Annotated in this window: 18 protein-coding genes, 1 tRNA gene, 1 rRNA gene and 1 pseudogene; 12 read left to right on the top strand and 9 right to left on the bottom strand. The window is 71.8% G+C overall.

Annotated elements, in window-relative coordinates; translation table 11 throughout:
- Positions 1-187: 187 nt before the first annotated feature.
- From rrf to J2W20_RS05825, 8 genes and pseudogenes are all read left to right on the top strand, one after another.
- Positions 188-304 (top strand): 5S ribosomal RNA (rrf, locus tag J2W20_RS05860).
- A gap of 82 nt (positions 305-386) precedes the next feature.
- A pseudogene (locus J2W20_RS05855) lies at positions 387-659 on the top strand (ATP-binding cassette domain-containing protein); the annotation flags it as partial.
- 388 nt (positions 660-1,047) lie between these two features.
- Positions 1,048-1,506 carry a hypothetical protein gene (locus tag J2W20_RS05850; protein ID WP_307005463.1) on the top strand — a complete coding sequence of 153 codons (459 nt, stop codon included), beginning with the start codon at positions 1,048-1,050 and terminating at the stop codon, positions 1,504-1,506.
- A 97-nt stretch (positions 1,507-1,603) separates the two neighbouring features.
- On the top strand, positions 1,604-2,590 hold the full coding sequence (locus J2W20_RS05845; RefSeq protein ID WP_307005429.1) for an ABC transporter substrate-binding protein: 987 nt from the start codon (positions 1,604-1,606) through the stop codon (positions 2,588-2,590).
- A 34-nt stretch (positions 2,591-2,624) separates the two neighbouring features.
- Positions 2,625-3,605: an ABC transporter substrate-binding protein gene (locus tag J2W20_RS05840; RefSeq protein ID WP_307005427.1), complete on the top strand. Its 981-nt coding sequence runs from the start codon at positions 2,625-2,627 to the stop codon at positions 3,603-3,605.
- Positions 3,602-4,462 carry an ABC transporter permease gene (locus J2W20_RS05835; RefSeq protein WP_307005425.1) on the top strand — a complete coding sequence of 287 codons (861 nt, stop codon included), beginning with the start codon at positions 3,602-3,604 and terminating at the stop codon, positions 4,460-4,462. The genes J2W20_RS05840 and J2W20_RS05835 overlap by 4 nt, the downstream gene beginning before the upstream one ends.
- On the top strand, positions 4,459-5,232 hold the full coding sequence (locus tag J2W20_RS05830; protein ID WP_307005423.1) for an ABC transporter permease: 774 nt from the start codon (positions 4,459-4,461) through the stop codon (positions 5,230-5,232). Before J2W20_RS05835 ends, J2W20_RS05830 begins: the two co-directional genes overlap by 4 nt.
- Positions 5,222-6,067, top strand: coding sequence for an ABC transporter ATP-binding protein (locus J2W20_RS05825; protein WP_307005421.1), 846 nt, complete (start codon positions 5,222-5,224; stop codon positions 6,065-6,067). Before J2W20_RS05830 ends, J2W20_RS05825 begins: the two co-directional genes overlap by 11 nt.
- An 8-nt stretch (positions 6,068-6,075) precedes the next feature.
- On the opposite strand, the gene J2W20_RS05820 is transcribed toward J2W20_RS05825, so the two are convergent.
- Positions 6,076-6,993: a phosphotransferase family protein gene (locus J2W20_RS05820; protein WP_307005419.1), complete on the bottom strand. Its 918-nt coding sequence runs from the start codon at positions 6,991-6,993 to the stop codon at positions 6,076-6,078.
- 290 nt (positions 6,994-7,283) lie between these two features.
- Here J2W20_RS05820 and J2W20_RS05815 point away from each other — a divergent pair, with 290 nt between their 5' ends.
- From J2W20_RS05815 to J2W20_RS05805, 3 genes are all read left to right on the top strand, one after another.
- Positions 7,284-7,568 carry an HU family DNA-binding protein gene (locus J2W20_RS05815; RefSeq protein ID WP_066500613.1) on the top strand — a complete coding sequence of 95 codons (285 nt, stop codon included), beginning with the start codon at positions 7,284-7,286 and terminating at the stop codon, positions 7,566-7,568.
- Between the two features lie 111 nt (positions 7,569-7,679).
- Positions 7,680-9,866 carry a cytochrome c oxidase assembly protein gene (locus tag J2W20_RS05810; RefSeq protein ID WP_373457960.1) on the top strand — a complete coding sequence of 729 codons (2,187 nt, stop codon included), beginning with the start codon at positions 7,680-7,682 and terminating at the stop codon, positions 9,864-9,866.
- 122 nt (positions 9,867-9,988) lie between these two features.
- Complete coding sequence (locus J2W20_RS05805; protein WP_307005417.1) at positions 9,989-12,067, top strand: NHL domain-containing thioredoxin family protein; 2,079 nt, start codon at positions 9,989-9,991, stop codon at positions 12,065-12,067.
- Between the two features lie 113 nt (positions 12,068-12,180).
- Here J2W20_RS05805 and J2W20_RS05800 read toward each other — a convergent pair whose 3' ends face one another.
- From J2W20_RS05800 to J2W20_RS05770, 7 genes are all read right to left on the bottom strand, one after another.
- Complete coding sequence (locus J2W20_RS05800; RefSeq protein ID WP_307005415.1) at positions 12,181-13,170, bottom strand: hypothetical protein; 990 nt, start codon at positions 13,168-13,170, stop codon at positions 12,181-12,183.
- Between the two features lie 33 nt (positions 13,171-13,203).
- Positions 13,204-14,829 (bottom strand): helicase HerA-like domain-containing protein, encoded by a 1,626-nt coding sequence (locus J2W20_RS05795; protein WP_307005414.1) that lies wholly within the window; start codon positions 14,827-14,829, stop codon positions 13,204-13,206.
- 24 nt (positions 14,830-14,853) lie between these two features.
- Positions 14,854-15,789 (bottom strand): AEC family transporter, encoded by a 936-nt coding sequence (locus J2W20_RS05790; protein ID WP_307005412.1) that lies wholly within the window; start codon positions 15,787-15,789, stop codon positions 14,854-14,856.
- Positions 15,790-15,875: 86 nt separating this feature from the next.
- Positions 15,876-16,301, bottom strand: a complete 426-nt coding sequence (panD, locus tag J2W20_RS05785; RefSeq protein WP_307005411.1) for an aspartate 1-decarboxylase — start codon at positions 16,299-16,301, stop codon at positions 15,876-15,878.
- A gap of 61 nt (positions 16,302-16,362) precedes the next feature.
- On the bottom strand, positions 16,363-17,040 hold the full coding sequence (locus tag J2W20_RS05780; RefSeq protein ID WP_307005409.1) for a FadR/GntR family transcriptional regulator: 678 nt from the start codon (positions 17,038-17,040) through the stop codon (positions 16,363-16,365).
- Positions 17,037-18,350 carry an MFS transporter gene (locus J2W20_RS05775; protein WP_307005407.1) on the bottom strand — a complete coding sequence of 438 codons (1,314 nt, stop codon included), beginning with the start codon at positions 18,348-18,350 and terminating at the stop codon, positions 17,037-17,039. Before J2W20_RS05775 ends, J2W20_RS05780 begins: the two co-directional genes overlap by 4 nt.
- A 57-nt stretch (positions 18,351-18,407) precedes the next feature.
- A complete protein-coding gene (locus J2W20_RS05770; protein ID WP_307005405.1) occupies positions 18,408-19,271 on the bottom strand; it encodes a LysR family transcriptional regulator in 864 nt (287 codons plus the stop codon).
- 138 nt (positions 19,272-19,409) lie between these two features.
- Here J2W20_RS05770 and J2W20_RS05765 point away from each other — a divergent pair, with 138 nt between their 5' ends.
- Entirely contained in the window at positions 19,410-20,717 is a 1,308-nt protein-coding gene (locus J2W20_RS05765; RefSeq protein WP_373457959.1) for an MFS transporter, read from the top strand.
- 81 nt (positions 20,718-20,798) lie between these two features.
- Here J2W20_RS05765 and J2W20_RS05760 read toward each other — a convergent pair.
- Positions 20,799-20,869 (bottom strand) — tRNA-Gly (locus J2W20_RS05760).
- Positions 20,870-20,973: the final 104 nt, after the last annotated feature.

Genomic DNA, 20,973 nt, shown 5'->3' with positions numbered 1-20,973 from the left:
AACCTCAACACACCACACCCCCACCGGGGGCGTGGCCGAGACCACCCAATGCTCCGCGTCCACCATACGGTCCCCAGACAACAAACCCCGGGGAAGACCACCACAACCGAATAGCATCCACGGAAAACACCCGTGACCACAGACCACCCACCCACCCCCACCCCGGGGCAGGGACGGGTACAAGGGTTACGGCGGCCATAGCGTGGGGGAAACGCCCGGACCCATCCCGAACCCGGAAGCTAAGACCCACAGCGCCGATGGTACTGCACCCGCCAGGGTGTGGGAGAGTAGGACACCGCCGGACAACACCACACGGTCGAGCCCCCCAACCACCAGGTTGGGGGGCTCCCGCACTTAAACACACCAGACCACCCACCCCCCCCCGCGTGGGCGGGTATGTCCCGGGGGAGCCTGCCCTCTGTCCGCGGCTCACTGGGCTAGAGCACATCGACTACCTCGGCCATCTCCGGGGCCGGGCCGACCGGCCCCGGGCGCAGGCTGTGGCCGAGAGGCTCGGACTCGACCTCTCGCGGCGCGTCCGCACCCTCTCGCGCGGCAACCGCCGGAAGCTGGCCGTGGTCCTCGCGCTCATGTCCGAGCCGCACCTCCTCGTCCTCGACGAGCCGACGAGCGGGCTCGACCCCCTCGTCCAGCGGGAGTTCCACGCGCTGCTGCGCGAGCACACCCGGGGAGGCGGCGCCGTCCTCCTCTCCTCCCACATCCTCGGCGACGTCCAGCGCGTCGCCGAGCGCATCGGCGTCGTGCGGGAAGGCCGGCTGGTCGCGGTGGAGCGGCTCGCCGACCTCAGCGGGAAGTCGCTGCACCACGTGCGAGCCTCGTTCGCTGACGGGGTTCTGGCGGAGGAGTTCGAGGGCATCCCCGGGGTGCGGAACCTCTCGGTCCGCGGGTCGACGATGACCTGCAGCGCCCCGCAGTCCGCCCTGGACGCCCTGCTCAAGAGGGTCAGCAGCCGCGCGGTCGTGGACTTCGAGTGCGCCGAGGCGGAGCTCGACGAGACGTTCCTGGCCTACTACTCGGGAGGGAACCATGCTGACGAACGTGCTCGTGGTGGTGATGGGGGCGTCGCTGGTATGGGAGGGGGGCCTGGACGGGCCTGGACCTCCCCGCGGGCGCGTGTTCGCCGCCATGGCGTACCTGGGACTCCTCGGCCTGGTGTTCGGCGCCTTCGGCCTGGCCCTGTTCGCCGCCACCGGCCGGCCGGGGCTGAGCCGGGGGCTCCAGGTGGCGGCCGTCGTCCTCGCCTGCGCCGTCAGCGGCCTCGGCGGGATCGTCGACTGGCTCAAGCCCCTCCAGAAGTACTTGCCGTTCTACCACTACTCGGGGCACGACCCCCTCGTGAACGGCCTCGACTGGCCCAGCGTGGGCATCGCGGCAGCGAGCGCAGCACTGCTCGTCGCCGCCGCCGTCGTCGGGTTCCGACGCCGGGATGCCGCCGCCTGGCCGCAGCACCCGCACCCACAAGATGGCCCACAATTCAATAGTTGATTAGTTCAATCGTTGAAGATATGGTGCATACAGAACGTGGGGTGCATCACATCCGAGTCGACGTGGACTCGACGCCCCGCGCCGAGGAGCAGACGTCATGTTCAAGACTCTTTCCAGGGCACTCGCCGGAGCGGCCGTCGTCGCCGTCGCACTGACCGGATGCGGCGCGGGGTCGCCGTCGGGCAGCGGCGGAGGCGCCCAGCAGGGCGCCTCCGGCTCGCTCACCAAGGTCACCGTCGGCGTGCTGAGCATCGCGCCCTCGTCCGCCGTGCAGTACGGCATCGACAAGGGCTACTTCGCCAAGCAGGGCCTCGACGTGCAGTTCCAGACGGGGCAGGGCGGGGCCGCCATGCTCCCGGCCGTCTCGTCCGGCAGCATGGACTTCGCTGTCGGGAACCCGCTCTCCGTGCTCGTCGCGACGGACAAGGGCCTCGACATGAAGATCGTCACCGGCTTCTCCAACTCGATCGCGAGCGGCAACGACATCGAGAGCGTCGTGGTCAAGAAGGACTCCCCGATCAAGACGTGGAAGGACCTCGCCGGCAAGACCGTGTCCGTGAACGCCGTGAACACCCAGGGCGACCTGACCATCATGGAGTCCGCGGCCAAGGAGGGCGCCGACCCGAAGGCGATCAAGTTCAGCGAGGTCGCGTTCCCGGACGCCCAGGCGCAGCTGGACCGCGGCAACATCGACGCCGCGTGGGTGCCGGAGCCGTTCATGACCAAGATGCTCAGCAACCCCGACTACCGTCTCCTCGGCTACCCCTACCAGGTCACCATCCCCGGGCTGCCCACCATGGTGACCTTCACCTCCGGCAACTTCGCGAAGTCCAACCCGGAGACGGTCCAGAAGTTCCAGAAGGCCATGCAGACCACGCTCGACGCCGTCCAGAAGGACCAGCAGGGCTTCAAGGCGGCCGCCGGCACGTTCCTCAAGATCGACCCCGCCGCAGCCCAGAAGCTGAACATGGAGCAGATGTCCGCCGACCTGCGCGAGCAGCAGCTCACCGACCTGGGCAACCTCATGCTCAAGTACAAGTTCGTGTCGAAGCAGCCCTCGGTCGACTCGATCCTCGTCAAGTGACCGGCTCGCACCCGGGTCCTGAAAGGCACACACCATGATCAAGCGCGTCGCGACGGCAGCTGCCGCAGCGCTGACCATCCTCACCCTGGCCGCGTGCGGCTCCGGCTCGCCCAGCGGAGGCACCCAGGCGGCCGCGGCTGGCGGGGGCCAGGCGCAGAAGATCACCGTCGGTGTCATCCCGATCGTCGACACGGCCCCGATCTGGCTCGGCAAGTCGAAGGGCTTCTTCGCCGACGAGGGCCTCGACCTGGACATCCAGACCGCCACCGGCGGCTCCGCGATCGTGCCGGGCGTCCAGTCCGGCAGCTACGACTTCGCGTTCTCGAACCTCATCTCGGTCATGGTCGCCCGCGACAAGGGGCTGGACATGCGCTTCGTCGCGGACGGCGCGTCGTCGACCGGGGACCCCGCGAAGGAATTCGGCGCGGTCCTCGTCAAAGGCGACTCCCCGATCACGACGGCGAAGGACCTCGCCGGCAAGAAGGTCTCGGTCAACAACCTCGCCAACATCGGGGACACGACCATCAAGTCGGTGATCGAGAAGGCCGGCGGCGACCCCTCGACGGTGCAGTTCGTCGAGGTTGCCTTCCCGGACGCCCAGGCGGCCCTGGACAAGGGCGTGGTCGATGCCGCGTGGATCCTCGACCCGTTCCGCACGGCGGGCGTCAAGGCGGGCGACCGGGTGCTGAGCAACAACTTCGTCGAGTTCGATCCGAAGCTGGACATCGGCGGCTACTTCACGAGCGGCGACACCGCCAAGAACAAGCCGGAGCTGGTCGCCAAGTTCACCCGGGCCATGAACAAGTCGCTCGAGTATGCCCAGGCCCACCCGCAGGAGGTCAGGGACATCGTGGGGACCTACACGAAGATCGATGCCGCGACCCGGGCCACCATGAACCTGCCGCTGTACCGCAGCGCGTTCGACCGGGCGGCCGTGCAGAAGCTCGGAGACTCCGCGCAGAAGTACGGCACGCTCAGCAAGCCCGTGAACCTCGACGAGCTGCTGCCGCGATGAGCACGCAGACGACCGCCGCACGCCGCTCCGTGCGCGCCTCCCGGAGCGCCTCCGTGCGCTCGAAGGGGCGCCCGGGGCGGCGCGCAGGATGGACGACGCCGGTCCTCGGCTTCGTGGGCATCCTCGCCTTCCTCGGGGTGTGGGAGCTCGCTCCCGCGCTCGGGATCGTCCAGGCGCAGTACCTCCCCCCGGCCTCGGAGGTGCTCGCGTCCCTCGCGCAGGACCTCGGCCTGGCCCTGTTCTGGAAGGCGGTGGGCGACACGATGTCCGCGTGGGCACTCGGGCTCGCCATCGCCGTCGTGCTCGCGACCGCCCTCGGCCTCCTGATCGGGATGTCCACGTTCCTGCGGCGCGCCACCAACTCGACCATCGAGTTCCTCCGCCCCATCCCGTCCGTCGGGCTCATCCCCCTTGCCGTGCTCCTGTTCGGGATCAAGATGGAGTCCACGCTCATGCTCGTGGTCTACGCGAGCTTCTGGCAGGTCCTCATCCAGGTGCTCTACGGGGTCGCGGACGTGGACGCCGTCGCGATGAACACGGCGAAGAGCTACGGCTTCTCCTGGTGGCAGCGCGTGCGGGACGTCGTGTTCCCCACCGTGCTGCCGTACCTCATGACCGGCGTCCGCCTGGCGGCCTCGGTGGCCCTGATCCTCGCGATCACCGCCGAGCTCGTCATCGGCTCGCCCGGCCTCGGCCGGGAGATCGCGCTCGCGCAGTCCGGAGGCGCGATCTCCGGCATGTACGCCCTCATCCTCGCCACGGGCCTGCTCGGCGTCGTGGTCAACCTCGCCGCCCGCTGGGTCGAGCGGCGGGTCCTGTCCTGGCATCCCTCGATCCGCGGGGAGGTCGCGGCATGAAGGCCCTCAAGACCCTGCTCTACGGGATCGGGCTCCCGGTCCTGCTCGTCGCCCTGTGGTGGGCCGCGACGTCCGGGGCCCCGAACTTCTTCGTCCCGACCCCGGCCACCCTGATCGAGAAGTTCCCGGCCACCTGGTTCGGGGACCGGCTCGTCTCCGACGTGCTGCCGAGCATCCTGCGGCTCCTCTCCGGGCTCGCCGTCGCGATCGTCCTCGGCATCGTGCTCGGCCTCCTCGTGGGACTCAGCCCGGTGCTCAGGGCGCTCACCGAGCCCGTGTTCGAGTTCTTCCGCGCCATCCCGCCGCCCGTCCTCGTGCCCGTGCTGATGCTCCTGGTGGGCATCAACGACTCGATGAAGGTCGCCGTCATCGTCTCCGGGTGCGTGTGGCCGGTCCTGCTCAACACCATCGAGGGCGTGCGCGCCATCGACCCGGTGCAGAACGAGACCACCCGCTCGTACGGGATCACCGGGCTGGCCCGGGTCAGGTACCAGATCCTGCCCTCGGCGGCCCCGCAGATCTTCGCCGGCGTGCGCCAGTGCCTCTCGATCGGCCTGATCCTCATGGTCATCTCCGAGATGTTCGCGTCCTCGTCCGGCCTCGGCTTCGCGATCGTGCAGTTCCAGCGGTCGTTCGCGATCCCCGAGATGTGGTCCGGCATCGTGGTGCTCGGCCTCATCGGGGTCGCCATGTCCCTCATCTTCCAGTGGATCCAGCGGATCGTGCTCCGCTGGTACAACGGCCTCAAAGAGGTAGAGAATGCAGCCTGACCAGTCCCCGACCATCCCCCGCGGCCGCACCCTCCCCGACGGCGAGGCCCTCCTCTCCGTCCGCGGGGTCAAGAAGGTCTACCACACCGACGCCGGCGCCATCGAGGCCGTCCGGGACCTCACCTTCGACCTGGGCCACAACGAGCTCGCGTGCATCGTGGGCCCGTCCGGGTCCGGCAAGACCACTCTGCTCAAGTGCATCGCCGGGCTCCTCGGCACCACTGAGGGCGACGTGATCCTCGACGGGAAGAAGGTCACCGGGCCGCCCAAGAAGATGGCCGTGGTGTTCCAGGAGTACGGCCGCTCGCTCTTCCCGTGGCTGCGCGTGAGGGACAACGTGGAGCTCCCGCTCAAGAACGCCGGCGTGCCCAAGGCGGAGCGCGAGAAGCTCGTGGCCCAGGCGCTCGAGGCCGTGGGGCTCGCGCACGTTCCCCGCTCCTACCCCTGGCAGCTCTCGGGCGGCATGCAGCAGCGCGTGGCGATCGCCCGCGCCGTGGCCTACCAGCCCGAGGTGCTGCTCATGGACGAGCCGTTCGCTGCCGTGGATGCCCAGACCCGCGCGGACCTCGAGGACCTCATCCGCCGGATCTGGAAGGACCTCGGCGTCACGGTCCTGTTCGTCACACACGACATCGACGAGTCCGTCTACCTCGGCCAGCGCGTCATCATCCTCTCCTCCTCGCCTACGGTGGTGCAGGAGGACCTCGTGATCGACCTGCCGGCCGAGCGGGACCAGCTTGAGACGCGCGCCCTGCCGCGCTTCACCGAGCTGCGCCACCACGTGTACGAGCAGATCCAGCTCGCCAAGCAGGGGCACCGGCCGGCCGCCGTCTGAGCGGCCGGTCAGGCGAACCAGTCGATGACCCGGGCAAGCATGCGCCGCCCCTCCTCCTCGAACGCGGCGTCGCCGACCTCGCGGGACCACACGATGGTGCCGAGCGCCTGCAGGAGGTTGTCCAGCCGCCACGAGTCGGGCTCCTCGGCCGGGTCACGTCCGTAGCCGGCGTAGAACGCCGCCCGCAGCCCACCGCCGTCGTGCGTCCCGGCGTCTCCGCCGGAGCCGGAATCCGGGCCCACGGCCGGCTGGAACCACTGGTGCTCGAGGCGGACGAGATCGGTGACCCAGGGCCGGTAGCCGGACCGGCCCCAGTCGATGACGCGCAGGAGGGCGCCCGAAGAGGGGTCGCCGTCGAGCACCCAGTTCCGAGGGCTGTAGTCGCCGTGCGTGGCGGACAGCCAGCGCGGTGCGGCGCGGTGCGCGGCGGCGAGGCGGCCGGCCGCGCGCAGGTGGTCCGGCGGGGCGAGGCCGGACGCGCGGGCGAGGAAGTCGCCGACCTTGTTCAGGACGGCGGCGTCGTAGCCCGTGGTCTGCTCCCTGGGCACATGCACCCGGGCCAGGAGCTCGCCGGCCTGCCGAAACACCTCGGGCGAGCGCTCGTGCGGGCCGCCCGCGACGAGGCTCCCCGGCAGCCACGTGGCGGCAACCACGCCGGCCCGGGTGTCCGCGTGGAGCAGACGCGCGGCACGGGGCGGCTCCAGGGCCAGCAGCGGCCCGGTCATCTGCCGGTGGGCGCGGGCCTCCCGCACCAGGTGGTGCTGCGTCGCGGAGGCCTTGACCACCACGGGGCCCGCCGCCGTCGCAAGGCGGAGCACCGCGATGCCCTGCAGCCCCCAGGACAGGTCCTCCTCGAAGGCCCAGCCCGGGAACCAGGCATCGACGAGGGCGCGCTGGGCCGGGGTCAGGGGAGTCGCATCGGGCACGCCTCCACGGTAGCGGCCGGCCGGGCGGTGGGCACGGCGCGGTGCCGGCCCGCGCACCACGCCCAGCCCAGCATTCACGCGGGAGGCGGCGTCGCCGGACCGCCAACTGGGAGTAACGCCCCCAGATCTGCCCGATTGGGCTCCGCCGGATCCCAAAACGGGCCAAAATGCCCGGAAACACGCGGGAATCTGCTGGCCCTGCCCGGGTTAACTGGTAAGTTGCCGTAACAGCAGCCCCCGGCGAACAGGCTGAGGGCTGACGTGGATAACCAAGACGTCCAGGAGGACACATGGCTAAGAACCGTAGCGAGCTGGTTGCAGAGGTCGCCGGCAAGACCAGCCTCAGCCAGGCTGCAGTCAACGGTGTGCTCGACGCACTGTTCGAGGTCTTCGAGACCTCCGTTTCCAAAGGTGAGAAGGTCAGCATCCCCGGCTGGCTCGCCGTCGAGCGCACCGAGCGTGCCGCCCGCACCGGCCGCAACCCGCAGACCGGCGCCGCGATCGAGATCCCGGCTGGGCACAGCGTCAAGCTGACGGCCGGCTCCAAGCTGAAGGCCGCTGCCTCTGGCAAGTAGGCACTTCGCCCCAAGACCACCCCGGGAGGGGGCAGCGGCATCCCGCCGCTGCCCCCTCCCGGCGTCTGCCCCTCCCCGCGGGAGCCCAGCGGGGTAGGGGACAATGGTGTGGTGCCACGTTCTGCCCCGCCTGCCCGTCCGCCCGCCGCCAACCCCGCACCCACGGGTCTCGGGGGCCTGGGACGGGGGTGGTCGATCGCGGCGCTGGCCGTCGCCGTCGCCGCCGTCGTGGCCGGCCTCACGTTCTCCGGGGCCGCCGCGGCCCGCCAGGTCCTCGACCCCGGGGCCCTCGTGCGGTGGGGGCTGCCCGTCGCCAAGACGGTGCTCAACCTCTCCCTCGCCCTGGTGATCGGGGGCATCACGTTCGCCGTCGGGATCCTGCCGCACACCGCCCGACCCCAGCGCTCCCACGGGGCGACCGCCGACGCCCGTCCCGTCGCCGGCTCGCCGGGGGATCCCGGCGCCGAGGAGCACCCCGCCTTCTCCCGCGCCCTGCGCGCGGCCACCGGCGGCGCCGTGGCCTGGACCCTCAGCGCCATCGCGGTGCTGGTGCTCACCCACTCGGACCTCGTGGGGCAGCCCCTCTCCGGCGGCTCGGACTACACGAACCAGCTCGTGTACTTCATGACCAACCTCGACGTGGGCCGCGCCTGGCTGGTCACCGTGATCATCGCCGCCGTGGTCGCCACGCTCCTGTTCGCCGTCCGCTCGCTGACCGGGCTCGCCCTCACCGGCATCCTCGCCGTGATCGGCCTCGTCCCCATGGCGCTGATCGGCCACTCCGCGAGCTCGAGCGACCACGAGGGCGCCGTCAACTCGCTCTTCCTGCACCTGGTCGGCGCGACCCTGTGGGTCGGCGGCATCGCCGTCCTGGCCCTGCTGGGCCGCACCCTCGCCGGAGGGCCCGACGGCGGGGACCGCGCCGGTGCCGCGGCCGGCGGGAGCCGGGGACGCGGCGTCGTGCGCGCGGCCGACGCGACCGAGGCGACCCTGCGGCGCTTCTCCGCGCTCGCGCTCTTCGCCTTCCTGCTCGTGGTGGCCTCCGGCGTCATCAACGCGCTCATCCGGCTGCCGAACCTCGGCGACCTGGTCACGTCCGCCTACGGCCAGCTCATCCTCGCCAAGGCCACCCTCGCCGTGGTGCTCGGCGGCATCGGGTTCATGCACCGCCAGTGGGTCATCCCGCAGCTGGGCCGCGGCGCCTCCGCCCGGCGCGTGCTGTGGCAGCTGGTCGGGGTCGAGGCCGTCGTCATGGGCGCGGTCTCAGGCCTCGCCGTGGCGCTGTCCCGCTCCGCCCCGCCCGAGCCGACCACGTTCGCCCCCGACGCGTCGCCCGCGTTCATCCTCACCGGCTACGAGCTCCCGCCCGAGCTCACGGCCTCGCGGTGGCTGACCGAGTGGCGCGCAGACTGGCTCTGGATCGCCGTGGCGGTGTTCGGGGCGGTCGCCTACGCGCTCGGCATGCTCAAGGTGGCCCGGCGCGGCGACTCCTGGCACTGGGCGCGGGCGCTGTCCTGGTTCGCCGGCCTGATGGTGCTCACGTACATCACGAGCGGCCCGCCCGCGGTGTACGGGCGCGTGCTGTTCTCCGCACACATGGTGGACCACATGATGCTCATGATGGTCGCGCCGATCTTCCTCGTGCTCGGCTCGCCCGTGACCCTCGCGCTCAAGGCGCTCACGCCGCGGCGCGACGGCAGCCGCGGGCTGCGCGAGTGGCTGCTCGTTTTCGTGCACTCGAAGTGGTCCCAGCTCGTCACGAACCCGCTGTTCGCGGCCGCCAACTTCGCCGGTTCGATCATCCTCTTCTACTACTCGGACCTGTTCGGGTACGCGATGCGCGACCACGTGGGCCACGAGCTCATGAACCTGCACTTCACGCTGACCGGGTACATCTTCGTGCTGACCATGATCGGCTCCGACCCGCTCCCGCGGCGCTTCCCCTACCCGATGCGGCTCGTGCTGCTGCTCGCCACCATGGCCTTCCACGCGTTCTTCGGCGTGACGCTCATGGGCTCGAACGTCCTGCTCGAGCCCAGTTTCTTCGGCAATCTCGGCCGCCCGTGGGGCGCCTCGGCGATCGTCGACCAGCAGACCGGCGGCGGCGTCGCCTGGGGGATCGGGGAGATCCCGACCCTGGTCGTGGCGATCGGCGTGGCCGTCATGTGGTCCAGGTCCGACGCCCGCGAGACCCGCCGCAGCGACCGCGCCGCCGACCGGAACCACGATGCCGACCTCGACGCGTACAACGCCATGTTCACCAAACTGCAGGAGCGCGACGAGGCCCAGGGCCGCTAGGTCGCCCCCGCGCGGACACACGGCGTCATGCGCGGAAGAATGCCCGGGATAATGGGGTTGAACCCCAAGGGCGCGCATCGCATTGCCGCGCCCGAGACGATGTGCCGCAAGAAGGAGAGCCAGTGACCGCAGAATCCACCGAGGAACAGCGCAGCGCGGACGCCCTGCGGACCTCCCGCAAGGTCCGGGCCAGCGAGCTCGGCGGCCGCGCCTGGCTCAACACCGGGGGCAGGGACCTCGACCTCGCCGCCCTGCGCGGGAAGATCGTGCTCCTCGACTTCTGGACGTTCTGCTGCATCAACTGCCTCCACGTCCTCGACGAGCTCCGCCCGCTCGAGGAGAAGTACCGGGACGTCCTGGTCACCGTGGGCGTCCACTCGCCCAAGTTCGAGCATGAGGCGGACCCGGTTGCCCTCGCCGCCGCCGTGGAGCGCTACGACATCCACCACCCCGTCCTCGACGACCCCGACCTCCTCACGTGGCAGGCCTACACCGCCCGTGCGTGGCCCACGCTCGTGGTGGTCGATCCCGAGGGCTACATCGTCGCCCACCTCTCCGGCGAGGGCCACGCCGGCGGCTTGGGCGTGCTCATCGAGGAGCTCGTCGCCGAGCACGAGGCCAAGGGCACGCTGCACCGCGGCGACGGCCCCTATGTGGCGCCCGAGCCCACCGCCGGCACCCTGCGGTTCCCCGGCCAGACCGTTCCCCTCGAGAACGGCAACTACCTCGTGGTCGACACCGGCCACCACCGCCTCGTCGAGCTCCGTCCCGACCTCGAGACCGTGGAGCGCGTGATCGGCTCCGGCACGAAGGGGTACCTCGACGGGCAGGCCGAGGCCGCGCAGTTCAACGAGCCGCAGGGCGTCGCCGTCCTGCCGGCCTCGGTCGCGTGGCAGACCGGGTACGAGGCCGTCGTCGCCGACACCGTCAACCACCGCCTCCGCGGCGTGACCCTCAGCTCCGGCCACGTGCAGACCCTCGCCGGCAACGGGGTCCAGCGGCTCCTGGACGCCGGGCCCGCCCGGGTCAACGGCGACGGCGCGGGCACATGGGCCAAGGCCGGCCCCGACGCGGAAGCCCGCGCGGCCGATGGAGCCGGCGGCGCGCCCCACGACGTCTACGCCGGCGACATCGAGGACATCGGCTACCTCGGCCACGGCACCAACGTCTCCCTCTCCTCCCCGTGGGACGTGGTCTGGAGCGAGAAGCTGCAGAAGGTCGTCGTCGCGATGGCCGGCACGCACCAGATCTTCACGTTCGACCCGCTCACCGGCGCCGTGGCGATCCTCGCCGGGTCCGGCCTCGAGGGCCTGCTCGACGGCCCGGCCCCCCAGGCCTGGTTCGCCCAGCCCTCCGGCCTGGCCGTGGACCCGTCGGGGGACCTGTGGGTCGCCGACTCGGAGACCTCCGCGCTGCGCCGCCTGCGCCTCGGCGACGCGGGCGGCAACGGCCAGCCCACGGTGACCGTCGAGACGGCGGTGGGGCGCGGCCTGTTCGACTTCGGCTTCCGCGACGGCGCGGCGGACACGGCACGCCTCCAGCATCCCCTCGGCGTCGCGGTGCTCCCCGACGGCTCCGTCGCCGTGGCCGACACCTACAACGGCGCCGTGCGCCGGTACGACCCCTCCGGCAGGAGCGGGGAGGACGCGGACGGCGTGGGCGCAGTGACGACCCTCGCGCGCGGGCTCGCCGAGCCGGCCGACGTCGTGGTGGTCACCCCCGCCGACGGCGAGGCGCTGCTCCTGGTCACCGAGACGAACCGGCACGAACTGGTCCTCCTGCCGATCCCGAAGGACGCCCAGCAGGTCGACGAGGGCGAGCGCCAGACCCAGCGCCCGAAGACCCCCGTGGCCGCCGGCCCGCTCGCGCTCACGGTGCGCTTCGCCGCCCCCACCGGCCAGAAGCTCGACGACCGCTGGGGCGACCCGACCCAGCTCAAGGTCTCCTCGACCCCCGCCGAACTGCTCCTCGGCGGCGGCGGCACTGCCCAGGGCCTCGCACGCACACTCGAGCTCAACCCCGAGGTGGCCGAGGGCGTCCTGCACATCACCGCCCGGGCCGCCGCCTGCGACGGCGCTCCCGGCGAGGAGATCCCGGACCACGCCGCCTGCCACCTGTACCAGCAGGACTGGGGGATCCCCGTCGTGCTGCGGGACGGCGCCGACTCGGACCTGACCCTGGACCTCCGCGGCCTCGACTGACGTCTCCCCGCGCACGACGGCGGGCCGGTCGCCTCACGGTGACCGGCCCGCCGTCGTGCGTCCGGCGGCCCCTCGATCTGCTGCGGAGGCCGGCGCGGGCCGGGTCAGGCGCGCTACTTGAGCTGCGGGGTCACTGTGATCGCGCTGTCCGAGACATCCAGCCGCGCTCCGAAGTCGAAGTCCACGTCCGCAGACAGGGGCGAGGCTGCTCCGGTGAAGAGGTCGATCGCCGTGGCGTTCAGGTGCGCCCTGCCCTTGAGCGGTGCGAGGGTCCAGCGTCCCTGGTACGGCTCGACCGAGACCTGGGGATAGGCGGACACCGACCACGCGATGGTGCCGTCCTTGATGCTGGTGTTGGTCGCCAGGGAGAAGGGGCAGGCGGGCTGGAGCCGCTGCTGCTGGGTCGCGGTCTTGGCGCAGTCGTCGAGGTAGCCGTGGATCTTGGCGCCGATGGCCGAGACGAGCTGGGGCGTTGCCTTGGTGGCGAGGTTGAGCGGCGTGCTGGTGCCGGGCGAGGTCACGACGACCGAGCGCGGGTCGGCCTCGAACTGCTGCCCGGAGAGGGAGCCCACGTAGGAGCCCGGGAAGAACACGGGGAACGTGTTGTGGCCCCCCGGCATGTTGACCGTGGCGCCGTTGAGGGTGGCCCGGGTCGAGTTCACGACCGTGGCGTCGATGGTGGGCAGGGTGCCCGGGGCGATGGACCAGCGGGGGAAGAAGAGCCAGTCGGTGCCCGTGCGCTCGATCGAGAACCGGGTCTCGTGCGCCTGGCCCTCCACCGTGTAGTGCACCGTGACGGCCGCGCGGTCGCCGTCGGCCGAGGCCGTCTCGTAGGCGATGTCCTTGACCCGGCTCATGGAGTCCTTGAGCGGGCCGCCGCTGAGCACGGCGGCACTCCCGGACGGGACCTTCGCGTGCAGGAGCCCGAGGGCGGAGCCGCCGTCGCCGTCCCGGAGGGCATCGATGTACGCGCGCACCGGCTCTGCGGGCCCGGCAACCGTGTTCTTGACGAGGGTGACCGCCACGACCGAGGCGACGATGGCCAGCACGAGGGCCAGCAGCCAGGCGGCGGCGGTCCGGAGGAGAGCGGGGCTGGTCTGCATCGCTACACCCTACCAACGGGCGGGTGGGACCCCTCAGCGGCGGCGCCGGGGTGCAGTGCCGAAGACGCTGCGCATGAGGTCCCGTCCGAGCTGCGTGCCGGCGGAGCGGATCATCGAGCGCAGGCCGCTGCCGAGGGCGCCGCCCAGGGCGCCCATCACCTCGTCGGCGACCCCGCCGCCGTCGTCCCTCCGCGACGGAGCGGGCGGCTCGAGGCGCGGCGAGGGGAGCGGCGGGGGCGGCTGGGCCGGCCCGGGCACCGGTGCGGCGGATGCGGCGGCCTCCTGCTGCTGGAGCTTCTCGTAGGCGGAGACGCCGTCGACGGCGGTCCCGTACCTCGGCAGGAGGGGCGACGCCTGCACCGTGGCGGCGACGAGGGCGGCGTCGGCCGGGCCCACGACCGAGCCGGGGGCGCGCATGCGGGTCAGGGCCACCGGCGTGGGCGCCCCGTTCTCGTTCATGACGGTGACCACGGCCTCGCCGATGCCCGCGGACGTCAGGACCTCCTCGAGGTCGTAGTCGCTCACGGGGAAGGTGGACACCGTGGCCTTGAGCGCCTTCGCGTCATCGGGAGTGAAGGCCCGCAGGGCGTGCTGGACCCGGTTCGCGAGCTGGCCGAGCACGTCCGCCGGGACGTCCTTGGGTGTCTGCGTGACGAAGAAGATGCCCACGCCCTTGGAGCGGATGAGGCGCACCGTCTGGGTGATCGCGTCCAGGAACGCCTTGGTGGCGCCGTTGAAGAGCAGGTGGGCCTCGTCGAGGAAGAACACGAGCTTGGGCTTGTCCACATCGCCCATCTCGGGCAGGTCGTGGAAGAGGTCCGCGAGCAGCCACATGAGGAACGTCGAGAACAGGACCGGCCTGCCCTGCAGGCTCGGCAGCTCGAGGCAGGTGATGACGCCCCGGCCGTCCGGGGCTGTGCGGAGGAGCTCGGCGGTGTCGAACTCCGGCTCGCCGAAGAACTTCTCCAGGCCCGCTGCCTCGAGTCCCACGAGCTCGCGCAGGATCACCCCGGCCGTGGCCTTGGAGAGCCCGCCGAGGTTCTCGAGCTCGTCCTTGCCCTCGTCCGAGGTCAGGAACTGGATGACGGCGCGGAGATCCTTGAGGTCCACGAGTTCGAGCTGGTGCTGGTCGGCGAAGTGGAAGATGAGCGTGAGGCTCGACTCCTGCGTCTCGTTCAGCTCCATGACGCGGGAGAGCAGGATCGGCCCGAACGAGGTCACGGTGGCGCGCACCGGCACCCCGGCGCCGTCGCCGCCGAGGGCGAGGTACTCGACGGGGAACGACGCCGCCTCCCACTCCTGCCCGATGCCCCGGGTCCGGGCGAGCAGCTTCTCCCCGCCAGCGCCGGGGGCGGCGAGGCCCGAGAGGTCGCCCTTGATGTCCGCGAGGAACACGGGCACCCCCGCGGAGGAGAGCTGCTCCGCCATCATGTGCAGCGTGACCGTCTTCCCGGTGCCGGTGGCGCCGGCCACGAGCCCGTGGCGGTTCATCATGCCCAGCGGGAGGGCGACCTGGGCCTCGGGCCGCACCTCGCCGTCCACGATGGCGGCGCCGAGGGCGATCGTGGCGCCCTCGAACGTGTAGCCCTTCTGGAGGGCCGCCACCTTCTCCTCGGTGCTCTTCGCTGTGCTGGTCTTCGCCCCACTCGTCTCAGCCATGCGTGAAGCCTAGACGTTCGGCGGTCAGGAGAGGAGGGCTGCCATGACGGCCATCGCGGGGACCGCGACGACGGTGGTGATGAGCACGGTGTCCTTGGCCACGACGATCCCGTGCCGGTACCGCTGCGCCGCGATGTAGACGTTCTGGGCGGTGGGGAGGGCCGCGGTGACGACGGCGGCGAACAGCTCGTGGCCGCCCAGGCCGAGGGCGAAGCGTGCGAACGCGAAGGCGATGAACGGGTGCACCACGACCTTGAGCACCGAGGCGAGGGCCGTGTCGAGCCGCCGGCCGTCGTCCGCCCGCAGCGGCCGCGACCCGTGCAGCGAGATGCCGAAGGCCATGAGCATGGCCGGGATCGCGGCCCCTCCGATGAGGTGGATCGGCTGCATGATGAGCTCGGGCGGCGTCCAGTGGGTCGCGGCCAGCACGAGCCCGATCATGGATCCGATGATGTTGGGGTTCGTCACGATCGGGAGCACGAACTGGGCCGCGCGCGCCAGCCCCGGCTTCGCGGTCGCCGTCGTGCCGTCGAGGACCAGGAGGTACGACGGCGTGAACAGGGCCAGCTGGAAGATCAGCAGGGGCGCCACGAAGCTCGCGTCGCCGAGGACGAACACCGAGATGGGGATGCCCAGATTGCCCGAGTTCGCCACGGAGGCGCTCATGGAGGCGATGAGGGCCTCCGGCGTGCTGCGTCCCCGCAGCCACCTGAACACGACGAGGGAGACGACACCGATCGCGGTCGAGCTGACCGCGATGACGAGCAGGTGCGTGGAGAAGACGGCCCGCAGGTCGGAGTGCGCGAGCGTCTCGAGGAGGAGCGCCGGGCTTGCGACGAAGAAGGACAGCCGGCTCAGGACCGCCTGAGCGCCCTCACCCAGGATCCCGCGGCGGGCGCAGAACCAGCCGACGCCGATGATCGCCCAGACGACGGCGAACCCCTCGAGGACGCCTACCATGGGCGCCCCCGATGGCACGGGGATGGCAATCGGTTTCCATGGGGCACGCCCTCAGCCTAGCGCCCGCTCCGCGCGGTGCCCGTGAACTAGTTCAGGTGCGCCTGGATGGCGAACGGCGGCCGCAGCATCCCGGGGCCGTGGCCCTCGGCGGGGTCGGTGCCGAGCTCGACGATGCGGTTGTCCGCGTCGACGTGCACCACGGTCGGCACGAACTCGCGCGCCTCGGCGTCGCTCATCGAGGCGTAGGTGATGAGGATGACCAGGTCGCCCTCGTGGATGAGGTGCGCCGCCGCGCCATTGATGCCGATGACCCCGGAGCCGCGCTCGCCCGCGATCGTGTAGGTCTCGAGGCGCGCGCCGTTGGTGATGTCCACGATGGAGACGAGCTCGCCCGGCAGGATGTCCGCGGCCTCGAGCAGGTCGAGGTCGATCGTCACCGAGCCCACATAGTGGAGGTCAGCGTGCGTGACCGTGGCGCGGTGGATCTTGGACTTGAACAGTGTGCGGTTCATCGCGATTGATTCTACTCCGTGCGGCCCGGCCGCACTGTGGGGCGGGTCACTGCATGGCGGGTCAGTGCATCCACGTGGTGCAGTAGCGGAGGTTGTCCAGGACGGTCGCGGCCGCGGTGTCCTCGTCCCGCGCGGCGATCGCGCGCACGAGGTCCTCGTGGCCCGCCGCGCGGCACGCGTCGAATCCGTCCCGGAGCCGCTGCTTCATCTTCACGCCGTGGAAGACGTCGCCGAAGGTGCCGTACAGCTCGTGCAGGAGCGGGTTGCCCGAGGCCTCGGCGACCTTGAGGTGGAAGTCCCAGTCGGCGGCGATCCAGCCTTCGGCGTCTCCCTCCGCCCAGGCCACCCGGCGGCGGGCGAGCAGCGCGCGGAGGGCGGCGAGGTCGTCGTCGTCCGCGGCGCGGGCGGCCAGGCGCGCGGCCTGCGCGTCCAGGGCGAAGCGGACCTCGAAGACCTGTTCCTCGCCGTACTCGCGATAGGCCCGGCGGGCGGTGCCGGCCATCTCGCTCGTGGAGCGGACGTAGGTGCCGTCGCCGCGGCGGACCTCGAGCAGGCCGGCGTGGGCGAGCGCCTTGACGGCTTCGCGGAGCGTGCCGCGCGAGACGCCGAGCCGGTCGATGAGCTGCGGCTCGGGCGGGATCCGGGACCCCACCGCCCAGCGGCCCGAGGCGATCTCCCGCCGGAGCTCCTCGGTGATCTCCTGGGCCAGCGGCGGCCGCCTCGAGGGCGCGGCGCTCATGCGCGGCCGCCCGCGGGGGCCGAGAGGACGCGCCGCGGGGCGCCCGGCTCCGCGCCGAGCCGGTAGGAGAGCACGAGCTGGACGACGGCGATCCCCACCACTGCGCACAGCGGCACCGTCCAGTCGCCGATCGCGTCGTGGAGGAGCCCGATGCCGAACGGGCCCACGGTGGCGACGAGGTAGCCGAGCGACTGCGCCAGGGTCGAGAGCGCGGTGGTCTCCGAGGCGGTGCTTCCGCTGCGGCTGATGACCACCATGACCAGGGGGAAGACCCCGAAGCCGAGCCCCATGAGCACCACCGGAACGAGGATGCTCCAGCCCGGGAATGCGACGAGGGTGACGGCGCCGAGCAGGGCCGCCGACGCCGTGAGCAGGAAGGCGGGGCGCAGCAGCCCGGGACGGGCGGCCAGGGCGAGCACTCCGGCCACGGCGCCCATGCTCACAAGCTGGAGCAGCCCCAGCATGAGCCCGCCCATGGCGGGGTCCATGCCGCGGGAGACGAGGATCGAGGGCAGCCAGCCCATGATCGTGTAGACGAGGAGGGCCTGCACGCCGAACAGCGCCGTGACGAGCACGCCCCGCCGGGTGCGCAGGAGGGACCACGGCGAGACATGATGGGCGGGATCCGCAACGGCCCGGCGGCGCGATCGCAGGGCGAGCGGGGCGAACGCCGCGAGGGCGAGGGCGGCCAGCGCCGCCCACACGCCCAGCCCGAGCGTGGGGGAGCCGAGCGACGCCGCGACCGGCACCGCCACCGCGGAGGCGGTCGTCGCGCCGAGGGACATCGTCACCGTGTAGGCCGCCGTCATGCCGGACGTGCGGTGCGCGTAGTGCTCGCGGATGAAGGAGGGCATCGCGACGTTGCAGACCGCCAGGCCGCTCATGCTCACCACCGTGCCCGCGAGCAGCATGCCCTCGGCGGGGACGGACCGCAGCGCGAGGCCCGCCGTGAGCAGCACGAGGGCGAGCCCGATCGCCCGCTCGAGTCCGAGCCGCGCGGTGAGCCACGCGGTGGCGCCGCCCGCGATCGCGAAGCATGCGACGGGGATGGCCGGCAGCGCCGCTGCGACGAGCGGTCCGTAGCCCAGGAACAGCTTGAGATCGTGGTACAGCGAGGACGCGCTCGCGATCCCGGCGCGCAGGTTGAGCCCGATGAGCACCACGGCCGCGACCGCGAGGAGGGCGGTGCGGCCGCGCCCCGGTCCGGACGGCGGATCCTCCAGGACGCGGGCGTCGAGCTCGGGGGCAAGGGACTCGTCGAGGACGTCGTGGGCGGGGGCAGGCGTGAGGGTCTCGGTCTCGGGCGGCATGATCAAAGGGTAGACGTCTGATGTTTGTCCTCGCCACTTGGGCCGCCTGGCGTCCCCTCAGCTGCGGCTCAGCACGCGGCCGAGGATGGCGTCCGTGAGGGCGTCCGCCGCCGCCGAGTTCGCGAGCGGATTGCGGATGAGGGTGAAGTCCACGTCCCCGACCGGCGGCAGGTCGAACCGGTGGGTGATGACCGCGAGGTCGTCCGGCACGAGGGTGGTGGGCATGACGCCGACGCCGAGGCCGGCCCGGATGGCGGCCAGCACCCCGGCGATCTGCTTCGTGCTGCACGTGACCTTCCAGGTCCGCCCGCTCGCCTCGAGCGCCTGGATCGCCAGGCTGCGGGACAGGCTCGGCGCCGGGTAGACGACGAGGGGCACCGGACCGGCGGGATCGAGCGCCGTCTGCTCGACGCCGACCCAGGAGAACGAGTCGTGCCGCACCACCGTGCCGTCCTGGGCGCCGGCGACCCACTTGATGAACACGAGGTCCAGCTGGCCGGCCTTGAGGCGGCGGTAGAGATCGTCGCTCTGGCTCACCGTGAGCTCGAGGTTGAGCTGCGGGTAGGCGCGGCGGAACTCGCGCAGGATCTTCGGCAGGCCCGTGATCGCGAGGTCGTCCGCCGTGCCGAAGCGCAGGCGCCCGCGCATGGCCTCGCCGCGGAAGTAGCGCGCCGCGTCGTCGTGCGCCGCGAGGATCGCGCGGGCGAAGCCGGCCATCGCGTCTCCGTTGTCCGTGAGCCGGACGCCGTGGGTGTCGCGGACCAGGAGCATCCGGCCGGCGGCCTTCTCGAGCTTGGCCACGTGCTGGCTGACGGTGGGCTGGGCGAGGCCGAGGCGCTCCGCGGCCAGCGTGAAGCTGAGATGCTCGGCGACCGCGAGGAAGCTGCGCAGGTGGGCGGGGTCGAAGGTGGGGGCGGCCATGCGGCCATCCTGCGCCGCCGCATTGCGCAACGCAATAGCAGTTAGAGGGGAAATAGCCTTCCACAATCGTTCGCCGCGAGTCTACGGTGAAGGGAGTCGATCGACACCGGCCCTCCCGACCGAAACCAGGACTCTTCCGTGACCTCGCCCAGCCCAGCCCTGCCCTCAGCCAGCTCGGAGCCCCACCCCTCGCGCGTCGCCTTCCCGCCCACCGGGCCCCTCGCCGTGGCCGCGGAGCGCCTGCCGTGGCGGCACACCTTCATCTCCCTCAGCGTCCCCAACTTCCGGATGTTCGCGGCCGCGCACTTCGTGGCCGTCGTGGCGCTGTGGATGCAGCGCATCGCCCAGGACTGGCTCGTCCTCCAGCTCTCGGGCTCGGTCGCGGCCGTGGGCGTCACTGTCGCGTTGCAGTTCGCGCCCGTGCTCCTGCTCGGGCCCTGGGGCGGCCTCGTCGCCGACCGGTTCTCCAAACGCCGGCTCCTGCAGATCTGCGCCCTCGGGGCCGCCACGTGCGCCGCGGCGCTCGGCACGCTCTCGCTCACTGGAGCCCTGGCCGTGTGGCACGTCTACGGCATCGCCCTCGTGCTCGGCCTCGTGACCGTGGTGGACCAGCCCGCGCGCCAGGTATTCGTCAACGAGCTCGTGGGCCCGAAGTACCTCCGCAACGCCATCAGCGTGAACTCCACCAACTTCCAGCTCGGCGCGCTCATCGGCCCGGCGGTGGCCGGCTGGCTCCTGACCGCCGTGGGCGGCGGCTGGGCGTTCGTGGTCAACGCGTTCGCGTGCTGCGGCACCGCCGTCATGCTCTCGCTCCTGCGCAAGGACAGGCTCGTGGTGGCCCCGCCCACCCCGGCTGCCCGCGGCATGCTGCGCGAGGCCGTGGGCTACGCGTGGCGCAAGCCCACGATCCGCTGGCCGTGGGTCATGGCCGGCGTCGTCTCCCTCTTCGCGATGAGCCTGCCGGTGCTGCTCGCGGCCTTCGCCGACCACGTCTTCGGCGTCGGCGCGAGCGGCTACGGGCTGCTCAACACCATGGTGGCGGTCGGGGCGCTCACCGGCGCGATCGCCTCGGCCCGGCGCCTGCAGCTGCGGCTGCGCACCGTGGTGGGCGGCGCGGGGCTGTACGGCGCGATGCTCGCCGTGGCGGCGTTCGCCCCCTCGCTGCCGCTGTTCTGCGCGCTCGTCGCGGTCTCGGGGTTCTGCGCCCTGACCTTCCTGACTTCGGCCAACCAGATGGTCCAGACGAGCGCCAACGTGGGCATCCGCGGGCGGGTCATGAGCCTGTACACCATGGTGCTCATCGGCGGCCAGGCCCTCGGCGGCCCGCTCCTCGGCGGCCTCGCCGAGGGCCTCGGGGCCCACCTCGCGATGCTCGTCTCGGGCACGGTGCCGGCCCTGGCCGCGCTCGGCCTCGCGCTCTGGCTCCGGAGGCACCCAGCAGGGTGAGCGGGTCCGCCTTCCGGGCGGGCCCCGCCGCCGGGGGGGGCACAGAAAAGCCCCCGGTCCAGTGGACCGGGGGCGGAAGAGAGCGGCCGACGGGAATCGAACCCGCGTATCTGGCTTGGGAAGCGAGCGCTCTGCCATTGAGCTACGGCCGCGTGGCCCCGAAGGGCTTCACCCAGCTTACAACACGCGCACGGGTGGTCTGCGCACCGTTCCCGGCGGCGCGCTGCGGGCCGGGCGGCCCCCGGAGCGCGCTGCG

The organism is Sinomonas atrocyanea (genome assembly GCF_030812675.1).
Taxonomy (GTDB): domain Bacteria; phylum Actinomycetota; class Actinomycetes; order Actinomycetales; family Micrococcaceae; genus Sinomonas; species Sinomonas atrocyanea_B.
This window is presented reverse-complemented; position numbering and strand designations above follow the sequence as displayed.

Bases quoted from the DNA above. Each gene is read 5' to 3' on its own strand.
- J2W20_RS05825 (WP_307005421.1), top strand. From the start codon at position 5,222: ATGCAGCCTGACCAGTCCCCGACCATCCCCCGCGGCCGCACCCTCCCC.
- J2W20_RS05845 (WP_307005429.1), top strand. From the start codon at position 1,604: ATGTTCAAGACTCTTTCCAGGGCACTCGCCGGAGCGGCCGTCGTCGCC.
- J2W20_RS05775 (WP_307005407.1), bottom strand. From the start codon at position 18,350: ATGCCGCCCGAGACCGAGACCCTCACGCCTGCCCCCGCCCACGACGTC.
- J2W20_RS05790 (WP_307005412.1), bottom strand. From the start codon at position 15,789: ATGGTAGGCGTCCTCGAGGGGTTCGCCGTCGTCTGGGCGATCATCGGC.
- J2W20_RS05830 (WP_307005423.1), top strand. From the start codon at position 4,459: ATGAAGGCCCTCAAGACCCTGCTCTACGGGATCGGGCTCCCGGTCCTG.
- J2W20_RS05815 (WP_066500613.1), top strand. From the start codon at position 7,284: ATGGCTAAGAACCGTAGCGAGCTGGTTGCAGAGGTCGCCGGCAAGACC.
- J2W20_RS05800 (WP_307005415.1), bottom strand. From the start codon at position 13,170: ATGCAGACCAGCCCCGCTCTCCTCCGGACCGCCGCCGCCTGGCTGCTG.
- J2W20_RS05795 (WP_307005414.1), bottom strand. From the start codon at position 14,829: ATGGCTGAGACGAGTGGGGCGAAGACCAGCACAGCGAAGAGCACCGAG.
- panD (WP_307005411.1), bottom strand. From the start codon at position 16,301: ATGAACCGCACACTGTTCAAGTCCAAGATCCACCGCGCCACGGTCACG.
- J2W20_RS05780 (WP_307005409.1), bottom strand. From the start codon at position 17,040: ATGAGCGCCGCGCCCTCGAGGCGGCCGCCGCTGGCCCAGGAGATCACC.
- J2W20_RS05770 (WP_307005405.1), bottom strand. From the start codon at position 19,271: ATGGCCGCCCCCACCTTCGACCCCGCCCACCTGCGCAGCTTCCTCGCG.
- J2W20_RS05840 (WP_307005427.1), top strand. From the start codon at position 2,625: ATGATCAAGCGCGTCGCGACGGCAGCTGCCGCAGCGCTGACCATCCTC.
- J2W20_RS05850 (WP_307005463.1), top strand. From the start codon at position 1,048: ATGCTGACGAACGTGCTCGTGGTGGTGATGGGGGCGTCGCTGGTATGG.
- J2W20_RS05835 (WP_307005425.1), top strand. From the start codon at position 3,602: ATGAGCACGCAGACGACCGCCGCACGCCGCTCCGTGCGCGCCTCCCGG.